Source organism: Aeromonas sp. s3 (assembly GCF_040907805.1).
Lineage (GTDB): Bacteria > Pseudomonadota > Gammaproteobacteria > Enterobacterales > Aeromonadaceae > Aeromonas > Aeromonas dhakensis.
On sequence record NZ_JBFOCQ010000017.1, the window covers coordinates 143,509 to 167,011 of the forward strand.

The 23,503-nt window shown below is 60.5% G+C and carries 22 protein-coding genes and 1 pseudogene; 3 read left to right on the plus strand and 20 right to left on the minus strand.

Translation table 11 applies throughout. The annotated features are described in order from the left end of the window. Window positions 1-28: 28 nt before the first annotated feature. The 5 genes and pseudogenes from AB5Y98_RS09405 to AB5Y98_RS09425 form a co-directional block, all read right to left on the minus strand. A complete protein-coding gene (locus tag AB5Y98_RS09405; protein WP_368231796.1) occupies window positions 29-1,027 on the minus strand; it encodes a fumarylacetoacetate hydrolase family protein in 999 nt (332 codons plus the stop codon). Between the two features lie 11 nt (window positions 1,028-1,038). After that, window positions 1,039-2,199: a homogentisate 1,2-dioxygenase gene (locus AB5Y98_RS09410; protein ID WP_005302352.1), complete on the minus strand. Its 1,161-nt coding sequence runs from the start codon at window positions 2,197-2,199 to the stop codon at window positions 1,039-1,041. Between the two features lie 47 nt (window positions 2,200-2,246). Continuing rightward, entirely contained in the window at window positions 2,247-3,344 is a 1,098-nt protein-coding gene (gene hppD, locus AB5Y98_RS09415; protein ID WP_019840442.1) for a 4-hydroxyphenylpyruvate dioxygenase, read from the minus strand. A gap of 236 nt (window positions 3,345-3,580) precedes the next feature. Beyond that, window positions 3,581-4,239, minus strand: a pseudogene (locus AB5Y98_RS09420) (HAD family hydrolase). Next, on the minus strand, window positions 4,236-4,895 hold the full coding sequence (locus tag AB5Y98_RS09425; RefSeq protein ID WP_017764188.1) for a TIGR01621 family pseudouridine synthase: 660 nt from the start codon (window positions 4,893-4,895) through the stop codon (window positions 4,236-4,238). Before AB5Y98_RS09425 ends, AB5Y98_RS09420 begins: the two are co-directional and overlap by 4 nt. Window positions 4,896-4,981: 86 nt before the next feature. Here AB5Y98_RS09425 and AB5Y98_RS09430 point away from each other — a divergent pair, with 86 nt between their 5' ends. Continuing rightward, window positions 4,982-6,565 (plus strand): ABC transporter substrate-binding protein, encoded by a 1,584-nt coding sequence (locus AB5Y98_RS09430; RefSeq protein WP_368231797.1) that lies wholly within the window; start codon window positions 4,982-4,984, stop codon window positions 6,563-6,565. A 66-nt stretch (window positions 6,566-6,631) separates the two neighbouring features. Here the strand turns inward: AB5Y98_RS09430 and AB5Y98_RS09435 are convergent, their stop codons facing one another. From AB5Y98_RS09435 to AB5Y98_RS09450, 4 genes are all read right to left on the minus strand, one after another. Then, complete coding sequence (locus AB5Y98_RS09435) at window positions 6,632-8,185, minus strand: PAS domain-containing methyl-accepting chemotaxis protein (protein WP_368231798.1); 1,554 nt, start codon at window positions 8,183-8,185, stop codon at window positions 6,632-6,634. 156 nt (window positions 8,186-8,341) lie between these two features. After that, window positions 8,342-9,028, minus strand: a complete 687-nt coding sequence (locus tag AB5Y98_RS09440; protein ID WP_368231799.1) for an AcvB/VirJ family lysyl-phosphatidylglycerol hydrolase — start codon at window positions 9,026-9,028, stop codon at window positions 8,342-8,344. 9 nt (window positions 9,029-9,037) lie between these two features. Then, complete coding sequence (mprF, locus tag AB5Y98_RS09445) at window positions 9,038-11,587, minus strand: bifunctional lysylphosphatidylglycerol flippase/synthetase MprF (protein ID WP_024941090.1); 2,550 nt, start codon at window positions 11,585-11,587, stop codon at window positions 9,038-9,040. A 455-nt stretch (window positions 11,588-12,042) separates the two neighbouring features. Beyond that, the gene (locus AB5Y98_RS09450; protein WP_368231800.1) at window positions 12,043-13,668 is read right to left on the minus strand and encodes an MCR-3-related phosphoethanolamine--lipid A transferase; all 1,626 of its coding nucleotides are present in this window, start codon (window positions 13,666-13,668) and stop codon (window positions 12,043-12,045) included. A 388-nt stretch (window positions 13,669-14,056) separates the two neighbouring features. Here AB5Y98_RS09450 and AB5Y98_RS09455 point away from each other — a divergent pair, with 388 nt between their 5' ends. After that, a complete protein-coding gene (locus AB5Y98_RS09455; RefSeq protein ID WP_368231801.1) occupies window positions 14,057-14,836 on the plus strand; it encodes a hypothetical protein in 780 nt (259 codons plus the stop codon). 121 nt (window positions 14,837-14,957) lie between these two features. After that, complete coding sequence (locus AB5Y98_RS09460) at window positions 14,958-16,172, plus strand: MFS transporter (RefSeq protein WP_368231802.1); 1,215 nt, start codon at window positions 14,958-14,960, stop codon at window positions 16,170-16,172. Window positions 16,173-16,300: 128 nt separating this feature from the next. Here the strand turns inward: AB5Y98_RS09460 and AB5Y98_RS09465 are convergent, their stop codons facing one another. From AB5Y98_RS09465 to AB5Y98_RS09515, 11 genes are read right to left on the minus strand one after another with little or no spacing between them, the layout of a single operon-like run. Next, window positions 16,301-16,933 carry an HrpE/YscL family type III secretion apparatus protein gene (locus AB5Y98_RS09465; RefSeq protein WP_054544601.1) on the minus strand — a complete coding sequence of 211 codons (633 nt, stop codon included), beginning with the start codon at window positions 16,931-16,933 and terminating at the stop codon, window positions 16,301-16,303. Then, on the minus strand, window positions 16,912-17,538 hold the full coding sequence (locus AB5Y98_RS09470; protein WP_336290920.1) for a Yop proteins translocation protein K: 627 nt from the start codon (window positions 17,536-17,538) through the stop codon (window positions 16,912-16,914). Before AB5Y98_RS09470 ends, AB5Y98_RS09465 begins: the two co-directional genes overlap by 22 nt. Next, window positions 17,538-18,275 carry a type III secretion system inner membrane ring lipoprotein SctJ gene (sctJ, locus tag AB5Y98_RS09475; protein ID WP_269320737.1) on the minus strand — a complete coding sequence of 246 codons (738 nt, stop codon included), beginning with the start codon at window positions 18,273-18,275 and terminating at the stop codon, window positions 17,538-17,540. The genes AB5Y98_RS09470 and sctJ overlap by 1 nt, the downstream gene beginning before the upstream one ends. Before the next feature lie 6 nt (window positions 18,276-18,281). Then, window positions 18,282-18,620 carry a type III secretion system inner rod subunit SctI gene (sctI, locus tag AB5Y98_RS09480; protein ID WP_005347994.1) on the minus strand — a complete coding sequence of 113 codons (339 nt, stop codon included), beginning with the start codon at window positions 18,618-18,620 and terminating at the stop codon, window positions 18,282-18,284. After that, window positions 18,620-19,174, minus strand: a complete 555-nt coding sequence (locus AB5Y98_RS09485; protein WP_268010582.1) for a YopR family T3SS polymerization control protein — start codon at window positions 19,172-19,174, stop codon at window positions 18,620-18,622. Before AB5Y98_RS09485 ends, sctI begins: the two co-directional genes overlap by 1 nt. After that, a complete protein-coding gene (locus tag AB5Y98_RS09490; RefSeq protein WP_268010581.1) occupies window positions 19,171-19,524 on the minus strand; it encodes a YscG family type III secretion system chaperone in 354 nt (117 codons plus the stop codon). Before AB5Y98_RS09490 ends, AB5Y98_RS09485 begins: the two co-directional genes overlap by 4 nt. Beyond that, on the minus strand, window positions 19,524-19,781 hold the full coding sequence (ascF, locus tag AB5Y98_RS09495) for a type III secretion system needle filament protein AscF (RefSeq protein WP_005302405.1): 258 nt from the start codon (window positions 19,779-19,781) through the stop codon (window positions 19,524-19,526). Before ascF ends, AB5Y98_RS09490 begins: the two co-directional genes overlap by 1 nt. Continuing rightward, a complete protein-coding gene (locus tag AB5Y98_RS09500; RefSeq protein ID WP_017786730.1) occupies window positions 19,774-19,986 on the minus strand; it encodes an EscE/YscE/SsaE family type III secretion system needle protein co-chaperone in 213 nt (70 codons plus the stop codon). The genes ascF and AB5Y98_RS09500 overlap by 8 nt, the downstream gene beginning before the upstream one ends. Beyond that, window positions 19,949-21,250, minus strand: coding sequence for a type III secretion system inner membrane ring subunit SctD (gene sctD, locus AB5Y98_RS09505; protein WP_336290921.1), 1,302 nt, complete (start codon window positions 21,248-21,250; stop codon window positions 19,949-19,951). The genes AB5Y98_RS09500 and sctD overlap by 38 nt, the downstream gene beginning before the upstream one ends. Continuing rightward, on the minus strand, window positions 21,247-23,091 hold the full coding sequence (gene sctC, locus AB5Y98_RS09510) for a type III secretion system outer membrane ring subunit SctC (RefSeq protein WP_244365668.1): 1,845 nt from the start codon (window positions 23,089-23,091) through the stop codon (window positions 21,247-21,249). Before sctC ends, sctD begins: the two co-directional genes overlap by 4 nt. Further along, the gene (locus tag AB5Y98_RS09515; protein ID WP_054544595.1) at window positions 23,064-23,489 is read right to left on the minus strand and encodes a YscB family type III secretion system chaperone; all 426 of its coding nucleotides are present in this window, start codon (window positions 23,487-23,489) and stop codon (window positions 23,064-23,066) included. Before AB5Y98_RS09515 ends, sctC begins: the two co-directional genes overlap by 28 nt. Window positions 23,490-23,503 lie beyond the last annotated feature (14 nt).

Below are 23,503 nucleotides of genomic sequence, written 5' to 3' on the forward strand. Positions count from 1 at the left end.
CGTCGGCCACGTGTCCATGCCGGCCCCTTCACTTCGTCTGACTGGCCTCTGCCGGCGTGACCCGCTGCAAAATGGTGCCAAACAGACTCATCCCGTTGCGATCCTGCATCGCGATGGACACTGTATCACCAAAGCGCAGAAAGGGTGTAGTGGCTTGACCTGACTCGATAATTTCCAGCATGCGCAGCTCGGCGAGGCAGGATGAGCCACGACTTCTGTCGTAGTTGGAGACGGTCCCCGAGCCGATGATGCAGCCCGCCCCGAGCGGCCGGGTCTTGGCGGCGTGGGCGATCAGCTCATAAAAGTTGAAGGTCATGTCCACCCCGGCATCGGGGGCGCCGAACAGGGCGCCATTGAGGTGGGTCTCGAGGGGCAGATGCACCTTGCCGTCGCGCCAGTCATTGCCCAGCTCGTCCGGGGTGATGGCCAGCGGCGAGAAGCTGCTGGAGGGCTTGGACTGAAAGAAGCCGAAGCCCTTGGCAAGCTCGCCCGGAATGAGGTTGCGCAGGCTCACGTCGTTGACCAGCATCAGCAGCTTGATGTGGCTGGCGGCGGCCTGCGGGCTGATGCCCATCGGCACGTCGTCGGTGATGACGGCGATCTCCGACTCGAAATCGATGCCCCACTCCTCCGACCCCATCGGGATGACACCCCGCGGCGGCAGGAAGCTGTCCGAGCCTCCCTGGTACATCAGGGGATCGTGCCAGAAGCTTTCCGGCATTTCGGCGCCGCGCGCCTTGCGCACCAGCTCCACGTGGTTGACGTAGGCGCTGCCGTCGGCCCACTGGTAGGCGCGCGGCAGCGGGGAGAGACAGGCCGTCTCGTCGAACGGGAAAGCATCGGCGCAGGTGCCATCGTTGAGCTGCTGATAGACGGCGGTAAGCTTGGGCGCAAGCTCGGCCCACTCGTCGAGGGCCGCCTGCAGGGTGGCGGCCAGCTGCGGCACGCGCACCGCGCGGCTCAGATCGCGACTCACCACCACCAGGGCGCCGTCCCGTTTGCCATTGTTCAGGGTTGCCAGTTTCATAGGGATTCCTTTTATTTGCCGTTGGTGGCGGGTGTGAGTTCCGGGCGCAACCAGCTGGTGACGTAACGCGGGTTCTCCACCCCGTCACACAGGCTGCCGACGTTGAGCGCATCGCGGGTATCGAGCATCACAGCCACCTCGTCGGTGAACTTCTTGGCGTAGGCCTGACCCGCCGCAAACGCCTTGGGATGGGGACCGTGGGTAAACCCGGCGGGATGGAAGGTGACCATGCCCCGCTCTATGTTGTCCCGACTGAAGAAATCCCCGGCGTGGTAGAAGAGCACCTCGTCGTAGTCGTCGTTGCTGTGGTAGAAGGGCACCTTGAGGGCGCCGGGATCGCTCTCGATGGGGCGCGGCACGAAGGTGCAGACCACGAACCGGCTCGCCACGAAGGTGGAGTGAGCCGACGGTGGCAGGTGGTAGCGGTGGCTCATCAGCGGGCGGATGTCCCGCCAGTTGAGGCGCACCACGCACAAGTCCCCGTGCCACCCTTGCGCATCCAGCGGATTGAACGGCCAGGTGATGACCGACACCTGGTTGTGGCGCTTGACCTGCAGCGACCAGGGATTCTCATCCTGCTGGGCCAGGAAGCGCTCGTTGATGGCGGGCACATCGAGCGCCGCCGGGTCGAAGATGGCGTGATTGCCCACCAACCCCTTGTCCGGCAGCTGGTAGCTGTCGTTGGTCGCCTCGATCATCAGGATGAACAGGGGCGCCGTCGGCTCGATGCGCCACATGGTGCCGCGGGGGATCACCAGGTAGTCGCCATCGCGCAGGGTCAGGTGACCGTAGTCACAGTAAAACTCGCCGCTCCCCTCGTGGATGAACAGGAGCTCGTCGCCATCGGCGTTGCGCACCAGAAACGGCATGGGCTCATGCAGGCGCCAGATGCGGTAACGGCAGTGGGGGTTGCTCAGAATATCCGGCATCACCCAGGGGGAGAGAGAGCTCACCTCCTCGCCCAGCGCGTTGAGATCGAACAAGCGCGGGCGCAGCGGCCCCTCCCAGTTGATCCAGTCGGTGGGGGCATGCTTGTGGTGCATGTGGGTGGCCGGCCCGAAAAAGCCGGAACGGCCCAGTTCACGCTCATAGATGGCCTGCTCGGGCAGGTCGGCATGAGCCTGACGGGAGTGTGTCCCCTCCCGGTGGGGAAAGTTAATCCAGTTACGCATTGCCAACCTCCCTTGCCTGACCGACAACCTGCGCGTGGCGGCTTTCGTTACGCATCATTGAGCACCCCGCGGCGGATCTGATCCAGCTCGATGGATTCGAACAGTGCCTGGAAGTTGCCCTCGCCAAAGCCTTCATTGCCCTTGCGTTGGATGATCTCGAAGAACACCGGGCCTATCACGGTGTCGGTGAAGATCTGCAGCAGGATGCCGTCCTTGGTGGGAGAGCCGTCGATGAGGATGCGCAGCTCTTTGAGCGCCGCCAGATCCTCCTGGTGACCCTCGACCCGACTGTCCACCTTCTCGTAGTAGGTGTCCGGGGTCGGCATGAAGCCGGTGCCACGGCCACGCAGGGTACGGATGGTGTGGTAGATGTCGCTCGACGCCATGGCGATGTGCTGGATCCCCTCCCCCTTGTACTGGCGCAGGTACTCTTCAATCTGGGACTTGTCGTCGGAGGATTCGTTGATGGGAATGCGAATTTTGCCGCAAGGGGCGGTCATGGCGCGGGAATGGAGCCCGGTCAGCTTGCCCTCGATGTCGAAGTAGCGGATCTCCCGGAAGTTGCCGATCCGCTCGTAGAAATTGGACCAGACATCCATGTTGCCGCGCTGCACGTTGTGGGTCAGGTGGTCAATCTCGTAGAGCCCTGCATCCACCTCGGCCATGCGCGCCTGCCAGTCCGGATAGAAGACGAAGTCCACATCATAGATGGAGCCCTTGTCGCCGTAGCGGTCGACAAAGGAGAGGGTGCTCTCGCCGATGCCGTAGATGGCGGGGATGTTGAGCTCCATGGGGCCAATCTTGCCGACGAACGGCTTGGCGCCCTTGCCGATGGCGTACTGCTGGGCCTTGCCGGCATCGCTCACCCGAAACGCCATGCCGCAGACGCTCGGCCCGTGCAGGCTGGCAAACTGCTCGGCCTGGGAGTGGGGCTCGGCATTGACCACGAAGTTGATGTCCCCCTGACGATAGAGCCAGCACTGCTTGTGCTTGTGCTTGGCCACCTCGGCAAAGCCCAGCGAGACGAACAGCGCCTTGAGGGCGGCAATGCCCTTGGCATCGGGCGCCGTGTACTCGACGAATTCGAAACCATCGGTACCGAGCGGGTTGATGGTGTGAGTACGGGCAGAAGAAGTGGTCGTCATGATGCGCTCCTTGCGATTGACTGATAACGAAACGGGTCACACCGGGGCGCTGCGGGCAGCTGCCCCGGCGTTGTTAACAACTTGTTTCATTAGAGGCAGGGGCGTAGCGGAAGAAAAGAGGCGGCGTTCAGATAGTTTGGCGGGGGGCGGCGCTAAAAGATGTAAATAGATTGTGACATTTAAGCCGCAACCTTGTGGCACGCTCGGTGGCGACCCACAAGGCTGTCAGTTTTGCCTTACAGGGACCAGTATCTGGGCTCGATGCGGGGCAGTGACTGCCGCGCTCGTTGCAGCCGCGCCGGGGTGGGGTTGATGAGCCAGGCCGCCTGCCCCTCTGCCAGCAGTGGCAAGTCGTGCAGGCTGTCGCTCAGGGCCAGGGTGGCGCTGAGGGCCTGGATCCCGGGCAGGATCTTGTGGCGGCCGTGACAGTAAAAACGTGGCATCAGGCCGCCAAGGCGATAGTGCATCCGCGAGCCCAGAATACGATGGGGCAGTTGGCCGGGCAGCTGCTGATGGAGCTGACCCCGCACCAGGGCGCGGGGGCTGGCGGAGAGCACCCAGCAGCGCTGCCCTTCGGCCAGCAGCAGGGCGCGCGCCTCACGAAACAGCCCTGGTCGGGTGCGACAATAGGCCCGCACCAGGCGGCGCCACGCCAGCGGCGAGAGCCCGAGGGTGATGGCCCACCAGATCAGCGAAATACCGCGCCTGCGCTGGCTTGGCAGCAGATAGACCAGCCCCCCAGCGCCATCACAGGCCACAGCAGCAGCGGCCAGATACGGCGGCGCAGGATGAAGCGCAGCAAGTCAGCATGGCTGTCATCCGGTGCCAGGGTGTCGTCAAAATCCGCCAGGATCCAGCCGCTGGCGGGTAGATCCGGCACTGTCGCCCCCATCATTCGGCCAGCCCCGCAATGGCGGCGTGCAGCTCGGGCAGCACAAACAGCGCGCCTTCGTCGGGCGGACAGACAAAGTCGAACGCCTCCCCCGCCAGGGTGAAGGCGAGGCGCCAAGCGTGCAGATAGCCGCGATCGGCCGCCGTGCCGCCGTAGCGCTCATCCCCGAGGATGGGCGCCCCCACGCTCTTCAAGGCCACCCGGATCTGGTGGGTCTTGCCGGTCTGAGGCTTGATGCGATAAAGGCGCAACCCTTCGCGCACCGAGACGGAGTCGAACCAGCTGATGGCGGGGTTGTCGAGTGTGCGGGTCAGCATCCAGCTGCCGCCCCGCCCCTTTTGCATGTCTCCCTTCACCCAGCCCTGCTTCTTCTTGGGCTTGCGATCGGAGAGGGCCAGATACTGCTTGCTCACCTCCCGCGCGGCAAAGGCCATGCTGAGGGCCCGGTTGGCCTCGGTGGTGCGGGCCAGCAGCACCAGCCCGGAGGTCATCTTGTCGAGCCGATGCACCGGATAGAGCAGCAGACCGGTGTCGGCCTTGACCCGGCTGACCAGGCCAGGATGGAGCAGACCGGACTCGTCGGTCTCGTCGTGCATGCCGAGCCCGGGTCCCTTGTTGATAACCATGAAATCTTTGTGCTGCGCTAGTATCCGGTACATCAATAACCCTTTAGAATGTTTTTAATTACAAGAAGATGACCCTGCGGGGTCGCACCCCATGAACACTCAGAACAAGACTCGCACGGATGAAGAGATGCTTGCTTTGGCTGCTGCTGATCGGTATCAGCCATGCTGTTCCCCTGCGGGCCAGCGAATCCCCCCTTGAGGCCCCGGAGCGGGTGGTGCTCCAGTTGCGCTGGCTGCACCAGCCCCAGTTCGTTGGCTATCACATGGCCAAGGCCAAGGGCTTCTATGCCAGTGCCGGGCTGGACGTCGAGATACGGCCCGGCGTCAAGGGCATCAGCCCGGTAGAAGAGGTGCTGAGCGGGCGGGCCGACTTCGGGGTCGGCAACACCGAGGTACTGACCAGCTATGCCAACGGCAAGCCGCTGCTGGCGCTCGCCAGCGTCTATCAGCACTCGCCGTCCATCTTTCTGGCACGCCGTGACAGCGGCATTCTCACCGTTGATGACATGCGTGGCAAACGGATCATGATGTTTTCGGCCCATCAAGACGCCGAACTGCTGGCCACCCTCTTCTATCAGGGGCTGAGCGAGCGTCAGCTCATCCCGCTGCCCACCTCGGTCAACATCGAGGATCTCATCGAGGGCCGGGTCGACATCTTCAATGCCTACCTCAGCAACGAGCCCTTCTATCTGGAGGAGCGCGGCATCCCCGTCTCCGTCATCAATCCGCGCAACTACGGCATCGATTTCTACAGCGACATCCTGTTCACCACCCAGGCCCAGGAGCACGCCCATCCGGATCGGGTGGCCCGCTTTCGGGCCGCCAGCCTGGCCGGCTGGCGCTACGCCCTGGCCCACCCGCAGGAGGCCATCGCCCTGCTGCGCAAGGAGTATGGCGTCAACCGCAGTCAGGCCCACATGGAGTACGAGCTGCAGGTGAGCAAGGAGATGATCCAGCCGCTCTATGTGGAGATCGGGTATATGAATCCGGACCGCATGGCCCATATCATGCAGCAACTGGTGGAGATCGGGCTGGTGTCAAAGCCGGCCTCCTTGAGCGACTTTCTCTATCAGGCCCCCTCCGAGCATTGGATCTTCTGGCGCCCCTGGTTCCTGCTGAGCCTGGCGGCCAGCGTGCTGATCCTGCTGCTGGCCCTCTATCTATTGATGTGCAACCAGCGGCTCAACCGCGAAATTGCCCTGCGCCGTCAGCGGGAGGAGGAGATCTGGCAGCTGGCCCGCCGCGACCCCCTCACCAACCTGCCCAACCGGCTGAGCCTGATGGAGCGGCTCGATGCCCAGGTCAAGGGGCCGGCGCCAGGCTGCCTGCTGTTTTGCGATCTCAACGACTTCAAGCAGGTCAACGACAACTTCGGCCACAGCCACGGCGATGCCCTCCTCTGCCAGCTGGCGGAGCGGATCAGCCGCAGCCTCGGGCCGCAGCACTTCTTCGCCAGGCTGGCCGGCGACGAGTTCGTGTTGCTGTTGCCGGACCATGATCAGGCGCAGGCTGACGCCATTGCCGAGCAGATCAGGGCCACCATGCAACCGCCATTCGAGGTGGAGGGAGTCCCGCTGTCGGTCGGCATCAGCGTCGGCATCAGCCAGTACCAGCCGGGCTGGCGCCCAGAGCAGTGGTTGATCCAGGCCGACCGCGCCATGTACCACGACAAGGGGAACCCGCTGGGCCAGGCCACTGCCTGATCGACACGCCTGACAGCACAAGGCCACCCGTGGGTGGCCTTGTTGTTGTATGGATGTCAGCGGCGGCTAGCCGAAGGTCTGTCCCAGGGATTTGAGCTGTCTGGCCTTGGTCAGCAGGATCTCGCTCGACTCGTCCACGTCCTGCATCTTGTTGCTGTTGGCGTGGGAGTGCTGGGAGATGAGGTTGACGTTCTGGCTGATATCCTCCACCACCGCCTGCTGCTGCTCCGCCGCCGCCGAGATCTGGGCCGAGAAGGCCATCACCAGCTCGATCTCCGCCAGCACCTGATGCAGGCTGTCCGACCCCATCCGGGTCATCTCCACGCAGGCCTGGGTCTGTTGCAGGTTGTTCTGCATCATTCCCTTCCAGCCGTTCAGGGTGCGCTGGATCTGGCCGATGCTGCCCTGGATCTGTTCGGTGGCCTTGTGGGTGCGGGTAGACAGGGTGCGCACCTCGTCCGCCACCACAGCAAAGCCGCGCCCCTGCTCGCCAGCCCGCGCCGCCTCGATGGCGGCGTTGAGCGCCAGCAGGTTGGTCTGATCGGCGATGCCCTGGATTTCCCCCATCAGCACCCCGATGCGATCCGACTCGCTGGCCAGCGCCACCGCCGAGGCAAAGGCGTGTTCCGCCTCCTTCGCCAGATCGGTGATCTTGTGCTCGGTCTCGATCAACTGCTGATCCGTGTGCTGGCAGTGAGCCTTGGCCTCGGCAATCTGGCTGTTGGTGTCCTGAATGTTGCGGGCGATCTCCTGCGCCGTGCTCGCCATCTCGGTGATGGCAGCCGCCATCTGCTGGGTCTGGGCATCCTGCTCGGCGATGTCCGAGCTCGCCTCGCTGGAGGCGCTCTTCAGATGCACCGCCAGATCCTGCAACGAGTGCGTGGCATCGTCCACCCGGCCAAGCACGGTGCGGATGCGGGCCTGCAGCAGCTTGATGTGAAAGTCGGCGATGGCGCTCGGCTCCTGCCCCGAGTAGATGAGGCGGGTCAGGCTGTCATACTCGCCGGCCAGTTGCTGCAAGTAACGGGGGGTGGTGATGAGCTCGTGACGATAGAGCAGCCCCAGCAAGATCAGCGGCAGCGCCATGTAAAGAGCGGCCCAGCCGCCCAGTTCTACTGTTCCGAACCAACCCAGTGCCAGCAGCCCGGCCACCGCCACCCCGTGGCGCAACCGCGCCAGCGAAATCCTGGGCCTGCCGCCCCCCTGCTCCGCCGCCCGCAGCCGCGCATAGGTGCGAGCGGCGATCTGCTTCATTTGAGGATCGGCGCGGCAGCGCACCGACTGGTAGCCGCTGATCTTGCCCTGCTCGAAGATGGGGGTGACATAGGCATCCACCCAGTAGTAGCGACCATCCTGGCAGCGATTCTTCACCATGCCGCGCCATGGCTGGCCTTGCTTGAGCTTGCCCCACAGGTCGGCAAATGCCGCCTTGGGCATGTCGGGGTGGCGCACCATGTTGTGGTGCTGCCCCACCAGCTCGGCCCGGCTGTAACCGGCGACCCGGCAGAAGTTGTCATTGGCGTAGGTGATCACGCCCCGCAGATCCGTGGTGGACACCAGCTGTTCATCGGCGGTGAAATCCACTTCCTGATCAACTAGATGAGCTCTTTGTTCGCGCATGCAGCCCCCTCTACTGTTTTATTGCTCAGTAGAGTGTTGGGAAGCAATCCACGCCTGTAAAGGCGAAATCAAAAAGAAACAGGCCGGCTGCGCACAATCCGGCCTGATAGGGAATGAACTTTGATTTACATCAAGTTTTTCTGCCCGCGTTCACACTTACTGCAGGTTGAGATGGCTGACGATGGCCTTGAACAGCACAGGGTAGTCATCCTCGAAATGGTGGGATCCCGGCAGGGTCACCGTAGTCACGTTGGGCTGCTGCAAGTGGGGGCAGAGCCGCACCGGCGAGTCGTCTGCCGCCCCCTGCAGGCAGAGCATCGGCAGGGAGTGAATGGCGTTGACCTCGGGCTGGGTGGGATAACTGCCCGCCTTGTCGCGGGTCACCATGTCGCTGACGTGGATCTCGAAGTCGGAGGCGGTCGAGGGGGAGAGCATCACGGCCCCGACCAGGCTCTTGCGGAAGGGCTCGGGCAGCCGGTTGATGACGAAGGGCACGATCTCCGCCCCGAAAGAGAAGCCCACCAGCAGCCAGCGCTGACGCCCCCAGCGGGACTGGTAATCGTCCAGGATCCGCACCAGATCGGCGGTGACCTGCTCTGGATCCTTCTTCTTCCAGTAGTAGGTGAGCGAGCTCCAGCCCACCACCGGCATGCCGTGCTGTTGCAACTGGGCGCTGAGCCCCTTGTCCAGCGCCGCCCAGCCGCCGTCACCGCTCAGAAACACCACCATGGGGGCACTCGAGGCTTGCGCCACCGGCAGCTCCACCAGCCCGAGATCTTCTTTCACCGGCGCGGCCGAGAGCGAGAAGGCGCAGCACGCCAGCAGCAATAACAGGATCCTCATGAACGACTCCTACTTTTTGATGAGCCCGAACGGGCCTCGGCTGATCAGGGAGATCAGGTTGGTCAGCACCCGCGGCAACACCAGCTTGCTGGCGCAGAGCAGGTAGCGCGGCTCCCAGTCCGGCGAGAACTTCTCCTTGTAGCGCCTGAGCCCCTGAAAATTGTAGAAACGGCTGCCCCGGGTGAAGATGGTGTTGCCAAGCTTGGTCCAGTAGCCGCTCAGGGGGTGATCGTTGAAGCCGGACATGGGGGCCATGCCGAGGTTGAAGCTGGCGTAGCCCTCGCCCTTGCCCCACAGCAGCAGCTCGACGAACAGGAAATCCATGATGGGGGCCGTGCCCGTGTCCAGGCTGTAGCGCATCAGGTCGATGGAGAGGCTCGCCTTGTTGTCGCTGACCCAGAGGTTGGCAAAGCCGACGATCTGACCCTCGTGCCACACCAGGGCGGCCGGGCTCAGACTGAGATAGGCCGGCTCGAAACTGCCCACCGAGAAGCCTTTCTCCTTGCCCTGCTTGCTCTGCAGCCAGGTGTCCGACACCTCCTTGAGGCGGGGCAGCAGCGCAGGCACGCACTCCGGCGCCACCACCTCGAACGACAACCCCTCCCGCTTGCCCTTGGCATGGCTCTGGCGCAGGTTGCGCAGCCGGCTGCCGGCCAGCTCGAAGGCCGCCAGATCGACGATGGCCTCCTCCCCCAGCTTGAACGGGATCAGCCCCAGCTCCAGATAGAGCGGCAGGTAGCGGGCCGACACCTGGTAGAACACCGGGCTGGCATCGTGCTGGTCGCACAGCTCGCGAAACTGCCAGAGCAGCTCCTCGATAAGCTCAGGTTGACCGATGGGATCCCCCATCACGATCCAGCCGTTGCCTTCGACGCCGTACATCAGAAACGCCTCGCCGCCGGGATGAAACAGCAGCGACTTGTCGCCAAGCTGGGCCAGGTAACCGTGACCGCCCCCCTCGCGCAGCACCAAGGCATGGGCACGGGCCAGCTCGTCCGGCTCCGGCTTGCGCCCGGAGACCCGCAGCGGCGCCAACAGCTGGGCCACCCCCACCACCGCCAGTACCGCCACCACGCTGCCCATGGCCCGCAACCCGCGGGAGGCGGCGCCATGGGGCGAGAAGTGGAACCAGAGGGCGTGGTCATACTCCACCTGGCGGTAGGAGAAGAGCAGCAGCCAGAGCGCCCCCAGCAGCACGGCCCCCACCGAGATGAGCCAGCCCGGGGTGAACTGGGCGTGCAGCAGGGAGCCCTTGCGATAGAACAGTGAGCGACAGGGGGTGATGATGAGCAGGAACAGCCCGAGCAGCAGGGCCGACTCCCAGTCAAACCCCTTGAGCAGGGAGAAGATCATCCCCAGCCCCAACAGCAGCTGGGTGATGCGAAACGCGGCATCGTGGCGCCGGTAGAGGCTGCGAGCCAGCAGGATCAGCAGCACGCCGCTGACGCTGCCGAGCACATGGGAGAGCTCCAGCAGGTGCAGCGGCAATACCTGCAGGAACATCTCGATGCGCCCGCGCATGGTGGGGATCATCCCCGAGCAGAGCAGCAGGCTGCCCGCCGCGAACGCCCCCAGGCTGATCAGCGCCGGCAGGAACTCGCGCACCGCGCTCATGATGCCCTGCAACCGGCTCCAGCGCGCTTTCTGCTGCAACAGCTCCTGGCTGGTGAACAGCAGCAGGGCGCACAGGAAAGGCAGCACATAGTAGATGCAGCGATAGAGCAGCAGGGAGGCCAGGAGCTTGTCCACCGGCAGGTACTTGGCCAGCAGCAGGCTCATGCTCGCCTCGAACACCCCAATCCCGCCCGGCACATGGGCCAGCACCCCGAGGAAGCTGGCCAGCACGAAGGCACTGAGCAGCACCGGATAGGAGACGCTGTCTGCCGGCAGCAGCACATAGAGCACGGCGGCGGCGGCCATCCAGTCCAGCAGCGCCACCAGCAGTTGCAGCAACCGGGTTCTGAATACCGGCAACACCAGCTCATGGCCGCGCCAGACCAGCACGGGCTTGGGCCAGAACAGGTAGCCAAGCACCGCCAAAAGCGCCAGCCCCCCCGCCAGGTTGAGCAGTTGATCGGCCCACAGTGGCCAGTCCGGCAACAGGGTGGTGGCCTGCCCCACCAGCAGGGCGGAGCCCCCCCAGGCCAGCAGGCCGAGAAAGAAGGTCACCGAGCAGAAGAGGATGATCCTGGCCACCTCCCCGGTGTTGAGCCCGAGTGCCGAGTAGATGCGATAGCGCACCGACGAGCCGGTCAGCAGGGCGAAACCCAGGGTATTGGAGAAGGTGTAGGCGATAAACGAGGTGACCCCCACCTGCTGCCAGGGCAGCCGCTTGCCGAGGGCATGCACCGCCAGCATGTCGTAGCAGCAGAGACAGCCATAGCTGAGCAGGGTCAGCAGCAGGGCACCGCCCAACAGCGGCAGCGGCAAAGACCAGATGGCCAGCCGGATGTCGTGCCAGTGCCAGAGGTGGGTCAAACGATAGAGGACGACCAGCGCCGCCCCCAACAACAACAAGCTACATAACGGGCCTAACCAGATAAACAGATGACGCCGCATTGCCAATCCCTACCGACGCGGCTGATGGCTGCCTGCGTCATGTTGCTGAACATTGCACCGATGGCGGGCAGTGCCCCTGGCACGTACTCGCCCCTTGCTCTTTGATTGCTGTGTGATGCGCCATGACGGACGAGCCGGGAAGGTGAGCGTGACGGCCTGTTCCTCCGGCAAACCAGCGCGCCCCAGCATGGCATCCCACTTTATATCGACTCTTTTGTAAAAGACGAGTCTCGCCGCGAAAATAAATTACTCAGCTCTGGCCGGATTAATTCCCCGGCGACGCAGACTCACATCCCACCATCGCTCTGAACAATTAATAAACAGAAACATCATACGCCAGATAAAGGGATCCGCCCGCCCCATCTGGTCGGTGCGGCAAGTCGCTCAAAGGATAATCATACTGGCGCACCAAAATAAAAAAGGGGAGCCTGGCTCCCCTTTATCTCGCTATGGCGTTATTGCACGCTGCGACACTGGCTGAAGATATCCAGCGGCTGTTCATACACGGCCGTATTCACATCCCAGATCCCCAGCATGGAGGAGAACAGATTGTCGTGAGAATAACGGGTATTGGCCGCCTTCTGCTGCAAACAGTCGAGGTTCATCCCCTTCTCTTTGGCAAAACCCGATGACATCCACACCTGCATGGGGACCCGGGTCTGATCATCCGGTGCAAATTTATAAGGGGTGCCGTGCAGATAAAGTCCCAATGCCCCCAGTGACTCACCGTGGTCGGAAATATAGACCAGCGCCGTATTGTATTTGTCCTCGTACTTTTTCAAGCGCTCGATCATGCTGGCAATCACATAGTCGGTGTAGCGAATGGTGTTGTCATAGGTGTTCTCCAGCTCCTGATCGGTGCAGTTCTCGATGTCGCTGCGCTGGCAATCCGGCAGGAAGTGGCGGTGCGAGCCCGGATAACGCTTGTAATAGGTCGGCCCATGGCTGCCGATGAGGTGGAAGCCCACCAGCTTGTCCCCCTTCATGCCAGCCAGTTCGTCATCCACCCCCTCCAGCACCACCTCGTCATAACAGGTGTTCTTGTCGCAGAACTTGGGGTGATCCTTCGGGTTGACCACCATGTTGGGCACCCGATCGCACACCCCTTTGCAGCCGCCGTCGTTCTCCTTCCAGAAGATGGAAACACCGCTCTTTTGCAGAACGTCCAGCAGCCCTTCGCTGTTGCGGGCCTGGTTGCCGTCGAACTGGTTGCGCCCCATGTTGGAGAACATGCAGGGCACCGAGACTGCGGTCGCCGTGCCGCAGGAGCGCACGTCGTTGAAGGAGATGATCCCCGCCTGCTTGCTGGTGAAGGGGTTGGTCTCCTTGTGATAGCCGTTCATGGAGAAGTTCTTGCCGCGCGCCGTCTCCCCCACCACCAGGAACATCATGGTCGGCTTGTCCGCACCGGCCACCCGCCTGGCGTCGTCGCCCAGGCGCTGGAACGGCACCGGCTCTGTCAGATAGCGTTTCTGCAGATACCTGGCGGTGCTGTACATGTAGTTGGCCGGTACTATCTCCCGGTTCAGGGTCTGGTTGTTGCGCCCGACCGAGGCGTAGTCCTGGTAGTAGGCCGCGGCGATGAGCCCCAGTACCACGAGGGAGGCCAGCATGGAGAGCCCGCGCTGCAGCAGCCCCTGATACCATCTGGCCGGATACTCTATCTTGACGAAGAACAGCAGCACCGCCGGCAGTACCCCGGCCAGCAATACCCAGATCACGATGGGCACGCTCAGATAGGAGTGCGCCTCGCTCTGGTTGGTCTCAAAGATGTTCTGGATCATGTCGCCATCAAACAACACCTTGTATTTCATCATGGTGTAGCTGGCAATAGCACCTGTGATAAACAGAAAGGCAAAGAAAGGCTTGATGAAATAACGCACAGAAAATGGCATGAAGACAAAGTTCAATGCCGCAACCAGCACGATGGGAATAGAGATGGCAAACCCGATTTTAAAATGTTCAAGCTGCGTCAATATTTCATAAAAATGCAGCAATACTGGCCAGTTGAGCAAGAAGGCAAAGATGAATGCCAGCAAAAACACAAATGGAACAATTCTTATTCTAAGAAAAGAAGGCATGTATATCTCCCTGTTACACTTCTTTATTACACCTTGAAATACCTGCTCCGGAGTCGACACGCCGATATTTGGCGCCGGATAGTAACAGTGTGTTGAAAACGCCAAATGCGATATTTTCAGACATTTTCAATAATGTGATAAATATCAACAACCACAGCAAACCGACAGCCTAACCGGCAAAACTTAAGGAAGAATTAAGCAATCCGTGTTATGTGGTCGCTCAAAAAACCGGCGCGCTGTCATATTGAATGACAACGCCCTCCCATCGGCACGTCGTTACCACCATTTTTCAGGTCCCTCTCCCGCGCTTAAGTTTTGCTTAAGAGTGCTCGGCGACGCTGTCTCCTGACGAGTCCTCGTCATACGACAGATACGAGAGAGGGTTAACATGCACGACAACAGCAAGGCAGCGATCAGCAAGGTGCCAGAGATCACCCTGGCGTTCTGGGTCATCAAGATCCTGGCGACCACCCTGGGGGAGACAGGGGGGGACGCCGTTTCCATGTCGATGGAGCTCGGTTATCTGGTAAGCACAGGCATCTTTGCCGTGATCTTCTTCGTCTCGGTCAGCGCGCAGATCGCGGCAACCTCCTACAACCCCCTCCTTTACTGGACCACCATCATCGCCACCACCACGGTCGGCACCACACTGGCAGACTTTGTCGATCGCTCGCTCGGGCTGGGCTATGCCGGCGGCTCCACCCTGCTGCTGGCCTTGCTGATGGGCTCCTTCCTGCTCTGGTATCGGCTGCAGGGCAGCATCTCCACCGGCAGCATCACCACGCCGCGCACCGAGCTGTTCTACTGGGTGACCATCATGTTCTCCCAGACCCTGGGCACCGCATTGGGTGACTGGACCGCAGACGAGGCCGGCTTTGGCTATGCGGGCAGCACCCTGCTGTTTGGCGGCATGCTGGCCGCCATCGTTGCCGCCTACTACCTGACCCGGGTATCGCGCACCCTGCTGTTCTGGGCCGCCTTCATCCTGACCAGGCCCCTTGGCGCCGTGGTGGGGGATTTTCTGGACAAGCCACTCAGCAAGGGCGGGCTTGAACTGAGCCGTTACTCCGCCTCCTTTGCCCTGCTGGCCGCCATCGCCACCCTGGTGCTCATCTCGACCCTGCGCAACCGGCAACCGGTTCGGGCCGAACTCGACATCGAGCAATGATGCCGTGACCGCAGGCAACCGTCTGCGCTTACGCTGGCAGACATGATCAGCCAGCCCGGCAGCCTTGTGGCGGCCGGGCTGGCTATGCTCTGGGTGAATCGATGCAAGGCAGGAGAACCCCATGACCACAACAAGCCGTCCCCCCGCTCCCCAACCCGCCGGCCGGATCCCGGGTGGCGTCTGGGTGCTGGGGTTTGTCAGCCTGCTGATGGACATCTCGTCCGAGATGATCCACAGCCTGCTGCCCCTGTTCATGGTGACCGTGCTCGGCAGCAGTGCCCTCACCATCGGCCTCATCGAAGGGATGGCAGAGGCGACGGCCCTGATGGTCAAGGTCTTCTCCGGCACCTTGAGCGACTATCTGGGGAGACGAAAGGGGTTGGCTTTGCTGGGTTACGGGTTGGGAGCCCTGACCAAGCCGCTGTTCGCCATCGCCACTGGCAGCGGGTTGATACTGACCGCCCGCCTGCTGGACAGAATCGGCAAAGGCATTCGGGGCGCCCCCCGCGATGCGCTGGTGGCCGACCTCACTCCGCCGGAGCTGCGCGGCGCCGCCTTTGGCCTGCGCCAATCCCTCGACACGGTCGGCGCCCTGCTGGGGCCACTGCTGGCCGTCGGATTGATGCTGCTCTGGCACGATGACTTTCGCGCCATCTTCTGGCTGGCGGTGGTGCCTGGGCTGGCCTCGGTCACCCTGCTCGCCATCGGCCTGCGTGAACCCAAAGCGGCTGGCCACCACGCCCGCAGCAACCCCTTGCGGCGCGACAACCTGCGCCGGCTGGGTAAACCCTATCGCTGGGTGGTGCTCATCGGCGCCCTGTTTACCCTGGCCCGTTTCAGCGAAGCCTTTCTGGTGCTGCGCGCCCAGCAAAGCGGCATGGCGCTCGCCCTGGTACCGCTGGTCATGGTGGCGATGAATCTGGTCTATGCCCTCAGCGCCTATCCGTTCGGGCGCCTCTCGGATCAAATGAGTCACCGTACCCTGCTGGTCTGGGGGTTGCTGGTGCTGGTGGCCGCCGATCTGGTGCTGGCGGCCAGCCCCCACTGGGGGTCATTGCTGTTGGGGGTGATATTGTGGGGCATTCATCTGGGGATGACCCAAGGTCTGCTGGCCGCCATGGTGGCCGCCAGCGCCCCCGCGGAACTGCGCGGCAGTGCGTTCGGCTTCTTCAATCTGGTCTGCGGCCTCGCCATGTTGCTGGCCAGCCTGCTGGCCGGGCTGCTGTGGGACACTCTGGGCGCCGCCTGCACCTTCTACGCCGGCGCCGCCTGCTGCCTGCTCACCCTGCTGGTGCTCGGCAGATACAAGCAGCCCACCCCCGGCAGCCAGCCATGAGCAGCGCATCCCGCTTGCAACAGACAGCAAAAAGCCCCGGCAACCAGGTTGCCGGGGCTTTTCTCAATACCCAAGAGCCAGCCATCCACTGACGGAACTCACTGCGATGTCGTGATGCTATATATGTGCTATGAGCGTGCTTCGCCCCGTTCCAAGGTCAGAGAAATGGCCCGAGACAAAGCCTCCAACTGACCATCCAGACTGGCATCGATAATTCCCACTTCGGTTTCCAAAATACAGCCGCCCTGATCCAGACGGGCATCGGCAGAGATCTCCAGATAACCGATTTCGGGGAAATCCTTGTGTACCTTGGCGATCTGCTCACGCACCGCCGCAACCTGTTCAGGGTTTACCCGAACCGTGACCTGTTTCTGGTTGCTCACCAACGAGAGTGCTTCGCGCACTACCTTGAGGGTCAACGCAATTTGGTCATAGTCATGCAGGATCTTGCGCACGGCCTGCAACACGACCTCGCTCATCTGCTGCTCCACAGTGCGATAGTACCCCTGACACTGCAACTGGGTCTGATGGATCAACACGGCTTGCTCACGACGAGCCTGTTCCATGCCGGCTTGCCAGCCAAGTTCGCGCTGCTGCTCATACACGCTGTGCGCCTCCTGCACTATCTCGGCAGCCTGTGCTCTGGCCGCATCAACCAGAGCCTGTGCACTCAAATAGGACTGATAATCCTGACTACGCAAGATACGCTGGCCTGGGGCCAGCTGCAGATGTTCACTCTTTATTTCAACAAATGGCAGCATTGCGGCGTTACCTGTTTGGCTATTTTGAGACAAAGCGCCCGGGCAAGTGGTACCTGCTCAGTTGCCATATGCCATGTTGGTGCGGGAATCATTGGAGGCAACCGCAACGCCAGCCGCTGACACCAGCCGGACGCCGTGTCTCCCGCAGCCGCCAGCCAGAATTGCAATCCGGTGGCCTCCAGACAGGCATCATTCAGCTGCTGCGGCAAGGGTTGCTGCCAACCGGCAGGCCAGGGACCGATCAACAAGTCAAGCTGGGACAACAGGGTTCGGTACCCATCTTCCCCCAACAAATTGATGATATGGCGCAAGGTGGAAGCCAGCAGGCAATGACGAATGGATTCACCGTGCAAGACGGCACCGAGGTATGTCAGCAGGCGGATGAGTTCACTTCGAGGAAAGAGAGCCAATCCACCCAGAGGGGAAGGCAGCTCATAGACAGTGTCCAATGTCAGTTCATCCAGCAACGCCTCGTTGACGGCAGGCAGAGTGCGCCACTCCGGCATTGTTTCCTGCACCCAGCGCCAAGACTCGGGAAAATGCCCCTCATCAAGATAGGCAGCCGGGCAAAATCGCAATTGGTAGGGCGTCAGACCAACCGTCATCAACGACTCCGACTTCGATGCCACATATATTGGGCCAGGTTGGTGGTCACCACCAACATCAACAAGAGGGCAATCAACCCCGTCAACCGCCACTTCGATGACTCGCTCACCTCGATGGAGAAAATACTGGTATTGCGCGATACCAGAGGCATTTGGCGAATATCTGCAGAAGGCACCAGCACAACACTGATCCTGTCATAGGCCAGCCCTTCGATACTGTTATTGACCAGTTGTTTTATCTGCGGAATATAGGTATCCAGCTGGATGTCTGCCGCATGCTTGATAAAAACGGAAGCCGATGCGGGGGAAGGTTTCTTGCTGATCCCTTCATTCCCCTCGGGCAGCACCACATGCACCCTGGCTACCAGTACACCGTCTATTTCGGACAGGGTATGGGAAATTTCCTGGGCCTTAGCATAGTTGAGGCGTGCCCGCTCCTCAGTTGGGGATGAAATGAGTCCATCTTTGGGAAAGACATCCTGCAAGGTGGAAAAGCTCTCGCGCGGATAGCCTTTACGCTTGAGTGCCTCTATGGCCTGCGCTACATCAGACTCCTCCACCAGCAATTTGACATGGCCATCCTTGTCCGGCTGCTTGTCCGAGGAGATCCCCTCGGTGCGCAGCAACGCCAGCATCTCGTTGCCTTCCTTCTGACTGACCCCGGTATAGAGTTCCACCTTGCAGCCACCGAGCAGCAGTGAGGTGAACACCACCCCCATCAGCATTGATCTCTTCACACTACCTCACTGGGTCTTTAACAGTGTTTCAACGTTCTGGCTCATCTTGCCGACCGTCTTGGCAATCAGTTCTTCCTGCATGGTGATCCGCATCAATGACCACTGCATCTGCATCAGACTGTTGGGATCATCGCCCGGCGTCGATAGCTCGGCGCGCAAGCTCTCCTTGGCTTCTACAAATTGCTGCCTGATCTCCCCCAACTCCCCAAGCAAAGAACCACCAATCCCCTGGGATGGGGAACTCATCGCCTGTTCAAAACTGGCAACTTGGGAAGAGGTCGCATCCGTCGTCTTCAACTCATCCAGGCTGGTTACGACCGCCTGGGCTGACTGGGAAATTTCCATCATGCCTCCAGATCAAGTTTGTGCGAGTGTCGCATCAGGTTGTTCACCATGCCGTTGAGCGGGATCAGCGTCATCAATTCACGGCGGGCCAATTCATCGAGATATATCAGGTCAGTTTGATCTCCGGTGGCAACTTTCTTGAGGTCTGCCATTACGTTTAGCAGTACCTTCTCCCGTCGCGACGGCAACGGGTCAAACTCGCGCATCAGAGCCCGCAACTCCGGCAGATCAATCGCGGCCACGACAGGCAACTGACGACCTGAAAAATAGGCGATCAGCTTGTCTGTCACCGGCTGAAACAGCTGACTGCCAACCAATTTTGCCTGCTCCCCTCCTTGCTGATGAATTTGCCATAGCAGATCCCGCTGAACCGCAGATGACGCACCCTGCAATAGGGATTCCAATGCAGAGCCCTGTTTCCAGCGTTCAAACAGTGTTGGTTCATCCGTGCGAGCCAGCAGACGTTCAAACCCGTGCTGCACCAGCGGCTTGGAAAACGTCTCGGACTGCCCCTCCCCATAGCCAAGGGAATTGACGCCGCCTTCAATCTTCATAATGCCATCTGCTCACGCAAGCCAGCCGCAAACTGCTGCAAAGCGGGTTGCCCGCTCTCTTCCAGCCTTGTCAGGCGCACAACCAGCTCATCATGCATATCAAGGCGCCATTCACACAGGGCTAACCAAGGCTCAATATCCTGCGAAGAGTTAGTGCGCCCCAGTAACAGAGCCCCCTGATAGTCCCCTTGATTCATCAGGGAGGACAGGCGGATCAAGGTCACGCATTCAGCCATGGATGTTTCATGATCCAGCCAGTCGGCGATGGAAGCCGCCTCCCGATGGCAATGATGCCCTGTGCCCGCCAGAGCCAGTTCTGCCAGAAGCTTCTTGAGTTCAATATTCATCATCAAATTTTCTGCAAAATGCCCTGCATCAGATCCTTCATGGCCCGAGTCACGGTGGAGTTGATGTTGTAGATAACCGACCATTTGTTGATCTTGTGCTGCAGCTCGGCAAGCAACGCAGGGTTGTCCGGGTTGGTTTTCATCGCCTCAATGGCCTTGTTGACCTCAGTATTGGCCGTATTGGCCTGTCCCGAGAGATTGGTTGCCACCTGGTCGAGGGTGTTACTGTTCTTGTCTGTATAGGTAAAGTAATCAGCCATGGTTGTACTCCTTTATCTTGCCAATGATCTTGAGCCCCGCCTCAATGGCGTCAGCCTCCTGTTGCCACTCTCGATATTGTTGCGGGGTTCCACCGCGCAGCAGTTGCCGTTTCACAGCCCCCAGTGCCTGCACCAGCTGCTCCTGCAGCTCGCGAGCAAAGGTGGGATCAACGCCGGACAGTCGCGCTTCCAAATTGGTCATCATGACGCTCGACTCCTTTTAACTTGACGATATATTGTTGTTTTCCCTTGCTGACCACCACGGCATCCGGACGGATGGCCAGCACGCGAACCCCACCAGCCGTCGCACCACCGACGGGATAACGCTGGTTATCAGCCAGGATCACGTAAGGAACGCGGCCAAACGAGACACTGCGTACCTCAAATTCCAGCTCATCCTGACGTGGCGTCCTGGTCTGATTAATCAGCTCCAACACAGGATGAGCACCAAACTCCCGCCGAAATTGCTGTTGTACCAATTGAAACTTGACAAGCTGGGTGCCATCCAACTGCCCGGAAGCTTCAAGCCGCCCTTTCGTTTCACTCACGCGCAGCGCACGGGACAGTCCTTGTTCCTGCAACAATCCATCTAGCCGCTCGCGATAAGTACCTGCGATCTGCACCTGATTTTCAATCCCCATCAGCCCGGGGACCTCCTGTCTGAGCAGGGAATCAAGCTTGTTCCAATTTGGATCCTGCGTATCAATCTCGCCGCTCAACCGCAGCCAGCCAGGCTCCTTGCCATTGCGGATCTGCAACTGCTCATAGCCCAACTTCTGCAAGATGAAGCCGGCACCCTGGCGAAGATCCTCCATGGTGCGAACATCCAGCCGATAATTGAAACCACTGCCGTCCAAATACTGTTGCAGTGCCAGTCGAGTGCTGTTCTCATCCACATAACCGGACAGCAGCCACAACCCCTGGACATCGCTGTTGAGCGTTACCTGCTGATAAACCGGTGACACAAGAAAACGCTTTAGGGTCTGCTCCTGACGAACAACGTCATTGTCACTGTTTCCCTGCCACCAGCCATGTCCAAGCAGAACCAGCACTGCGATGACCAGCATCAGACACAATCCCCCCATCCAGAGGTCGGCGCGCCGGGCACGCTTTGGTGGGCGAAGAACAGTCTGAGCCACCAATAGCGGTTCCAACTGCTCTGGCAGTGATAGACTGCCATCACAAAAACTCCAGAGCAGCGGGCCGGCTTCAAGCCGGGTAGCAGCCTTGAGCAAGGCTCCTACCTCCAGCACGTCTCCGTCCTGGGTAGGGACAACCCCTTCAGCCCACTCCTGCAAAGTGATCCCTTCCGAGGTCACCATCAAGGTCAGGTGAACGGGAGCCATTCCCTCATCCACCAAAACCAGATCGGCTTGCAGCGGATCTGCACCGATGACCAGACGCCCCTCTGGCAGCGTGACTTCGACCCCCTGATTCAACCCGCGGTATATGCGACATTTCCAGCTCATCGCGCTTCCCCGGCTTGCACACACCACTCCAGAGCCGGTGTGCATTTCTGTTCTTTGCTCATTTCGACCAGGCGCCACCCCTGCTCACGACCCATCTGACAACGAGTCAGAGAAGAGCTCCTGCCCCCCTGGCGCAGCAGTTGCTGTACCTCACGGGCTGCGGCCAAGGGTTGACACTGGGCTCCGCCGAGCACCTTGCCAAGGGAGAGACTCTGATTGGAGATCTCATCGACACCCAGCACCCCGGCGCGCAGATCCTGCCCATGCCCCAACGACAGGTAATGAGCGATGCCATCATCGATCAGCCGGGGCTCGATGATGAATAACCTCACCTGACGGCGTGTCTGGCTCTCCTTGCTGCGAAACAGAGCCCCCAGATAGGGGATATCCCCCAGAAAAGGTACCTTGCTCAGGCTCTCGCTCAATTCGTCACGGTAAATCCCACCGATGAGCAGGCTCTGCCCATGTCCAACCCGAGCAATGGTATCCACAACGGTACGACTGATGGTGGGAATACCATCCAAACCCGAACTGTTGGGTTTTTGACTGCCATCCTCGATGTGCAGGCTCAGGCTCACTTCCGGCCTGTCTCCCAATTGGATCACCCTGGGCGTCATCCTCAACATGGTGCCGTAGGTAATTCCTTTCAGCTCTGCTACCCGTTCTCCGCTGATCTTGACGTAATAGGTTTCACTGTGATCGATCACGGCCTGAGTATTTTCCTGGGTCAGCAAGGTCGGCCGAGACACCACCTGGGCATTTCCTTCATTTTCTAGCAGATTGACCCTGGCCAGCAGATAATCGAGTCCTCTGGAGTCCACCAGACTGCCGAGAGCGGCCCCCCCTTCTATCCCTTTGCGGTCCCCCGTGGTCTTGATAATCACCTGTTGGTTGGAGCCGGTACGGATCCCCACTCGCCAATCAACCCCCAGCTGGGAGAGATCCTCGGCGTTGATGTCAATGATGGAGAGCGCAACTTCGATACGAGCGGCAGGTTTGTCCAGAGCCGCAATCAGCTTGCCATACATGGCCATCCTCTCCGGCGCATCACGTACCAGCACGGCATTGAGGGAAGGGTCTGCCTGGACAATGGCCTGGCCCGAATGAGTGCCAACCCCTTTTGCGCCTTCGCCATTGACCATCTGCACACCTGCATTGCTGAGCAACCGGGAAAGAATGGTGGCGACACCGGGGGCATCGACATCTTTGTCACGATATTGAATGGCCCGGTCGGTGGCTGACGCGTACTTGAGCGGAAAAATCTCGATGGCAAGTGGTCCAGTCTTTTCGCTGCGCAGTTGGGACTGCTGCTCCAGCGCCATGGCGGTTTGCTCAATCAGTTCGAGGTAACGCGGAGGACCTGAGACATAAACCAGACGATTATCTGCGTCCGGACGCCAGCCAAAACGAGGCTCCCAGATACCTGCACGCAACAGAGCCTGCTTCAGCTCCGCGGCACCAGTCTGTGCCAACTTGATGAGTCGGGACTGGACTTCACTGTTCTTGAACACGTACAACACGTTGCCGTCGTAGTACCAGACCAGGTTGTAGAGGGATGCCAGCTGCTGCAAGAATGCCAAGGGTTCCTCATGTTCAAACTGGCCATTCACCTGATCGTTGATCTTGTCGCTCACCACTACGGAAACCTCGTAGTTAGCACCAAAATTGACCAGTACATCCCGCAGACTTTCCCCTTCAGCTACATAGCTGTAAGGCATGGGAAGCCAATCCAGTTCTTGCGCCAGTGCAGGGCGAGACCATGCCATCGCTCCCATACAGAACAACAACAGAGGACGAAGCAGGCGTTGCACGCTCAGGGATGCCATATCATCTGTCTCCATTGGGGGGCCATGGCAGCCTCATTCAGTTGGGGTTCGAGCCTTTCCAGCAAGGCGATGTGCTGACTCAGATGCGCCTCCAATTGATGCTCATCAAGCCACTCCAGGGCGAGTCGGGCCTCCAGCTGCAGATTGCCCAATTCGTCTAGCACCAAAGCCTGGGGAGCATGGCGCGCCCAGGCGACGGCTTGTTGCAGAAGGCGCTTCAACAGTGACGGTTCCAGCAATTGGGCTCGCTGCCCAGCGGCACTTGCCAGGGGCGTACTCACCAAGAGTTCATTTGGTCTTGGCAACAGAAAAAGAGGATAACCATCAAGCCGCAGATGGTACTTTCCCTGAACATCAGCAACAAAAGGCCCTTGGCCCAGCTTTTCGGCCAATCGATTGAGTAGAGTTTGCATAGGTCCTCGGGTTA